Origin of the sequence: Mesorhizobium sp. M7A.F.Ca.CA.001.08.2.1, assembly GCF_003998455.1 — a bacterium.
GTDB classification, from domain to species: Bacteria; Pseudomonadota; Alphaproteobacteria; order Rhizobiales; family Rhizobiaceae; genus Mesorhizobium; species Mesorhizobium ciceri.
This window is the reverse complement of the sequence record NZ_RZPW01001070.1, coordinates 1-1595: the sequence shown is the minus strand read 5'-3', so window position 1 is coordinate 1595 and position 1595 is coordinate 1. Positions and strand designations below refer to the sequence as shown.

Sequence of the window (1595 nt, the reverse complement as noted above, 5' to 3'; positions counted from 1 at the left end):
GCTGGGGGTCGGGGCGCGGCCCGCCGCGCAAAAGGACGGCACCGATCTTGTCGCATGCGCCGGCGAGATCATCGGCCTTGCCGGGCTTGCCGGACATGGCCAGACAGACCTGCTGCTGGCGATCTTTAGCGGGGCATCGCGCGCCCGGGCCGGCATCGAGGTGACAGCGCCGGTGGCGCTGGTGGCTGGCGACCGCCAGTCGGACGGCATCTTTCCGCAATGGTCGATTGCTGAGAACATCGGCATCCGCTCGCTGGCGCGGCTGCGCAGCGGGCTGCTGATCTCGCCGCAGCGTGAGGCCGAGCTTGCTGCATTCTGGCAGAAGAAGATCGGCATCCGTACGCCTGATATGAACAACAACATTTTCTCGCTATCGGGCGGCAACCAGCAGAAGGCGCTGTTTGCGCGTGCGCTCGGCTCGGATGCACAGATCGTGCTGATGGACGACCCGATGCGCGGCGTCGACATCGGCACCAAGCTGGAGGTCTACGACCTCGTGCGCGAGGAGGCTGCCCGAGGCCGTACCTTCCTCTGGTACACCACGGAAACCGAAGAGCTCGACAATTGCGACCACATCTATGTCTTCAAGAACGGCCGCATCGTCGCCAATCTGCGTCGCGACGAGTTGACCGAAGAGAAGATCATCCAGTCCTCCTTCGGCGACGCGGCCTGAGATGACGGCCGCCAGCCTCGACACCGCTGCCAGGACTTCCGCCGAACGTGGCGCGCTGGCCCGCGCCCGCCTGCTGCGTGGGCTGCTGCCGGCGCTGTCGCTGGCGCTGGTGCTGCTCGCCATCGCCTGGCTCAACCCGCGCGCCATCAGCTATTTCGGCTTCAGCCTGATGCTGAACCTGGCGATCCCGATCGCGCTGGCGACGATCGCGCAGATGTTCGTCATTGCCGGAAACGAGCTCGACCTGTCGATCGGCACTTTCGTCGGCTTCGTCGGCTGTGTCACCGCGACCTGGCTGAAGGACGCGCCGCTCATCGGCGCCGCCATCCTGCTCGGATCGATCGGCGTCTATGCGCTGCTCGGCGCACTGATCCATCTGCGCAACCTGCCGTCCATCGTGGTGACGCTCGGCATGAGCTTCGTCTGGCAGGGGCTCGCGATTCTCGTCCTGCCCAAACCGGGCGGCAAGGCGCCGGACTGGCTGCTCGGGCTGATGGCGTTCAAGCCGCCTTTCGTGCCGTTTCCGATCATCGCCGCGCTGCTGATCGGCCTCATCGTCCATTTCGGCCTGATGCGCACCTCCTATGGCGTGATCTTGCGCGGCTCGGGCGGCAATCCGGCGGCACTCGGTCGCGCCGGCTGGTCGCTGCTCCGAACCAAGATTGTGCTGTTTGCGCTCGCCGGCCTGTTCGGCGTGCTGTCCGGCATGGCGCTGATCGGCATCACCACCTCGGCCGATGCCAATATCGGCAATGGCTACACGCTGCTGGCGATCGCCGGCGTCATCCTCGGCGGCGGCGAATTCGTCGGCGGCCGGGTGTCGCCGATCGGTGCGGTGATCGGCGCGCTGACGCTGGCGCTGGCCGCCTCGCCGCTGCTCACCTTCCTGCACATTCCACCCGACTGGCAGGTGGCCGCCCAC

The 1595-nt window shown here is 66.6% G+C and carries 2 protein-coding genes; both read left to right on the top strand.

What is annotated here, in order from left to right; translation table 11 throughout:
- Positions 1–673 (top strand): ATP-binding cassette domain-containing protein (locus tag EN914_RS34820; RefSeq protein WP_164779147.1); only part of this gene is annotated, 673 nt, incomplete at its 5' end.
- Position 674: 1 nt separating this feature from the next.
- On the top strand, positions 675–1595 hold a 921-nt coding region (locus EN914_RS34815), incomplete at its 3' end, for an ABC transporter permease (RefSeq protein WP_164779146.1).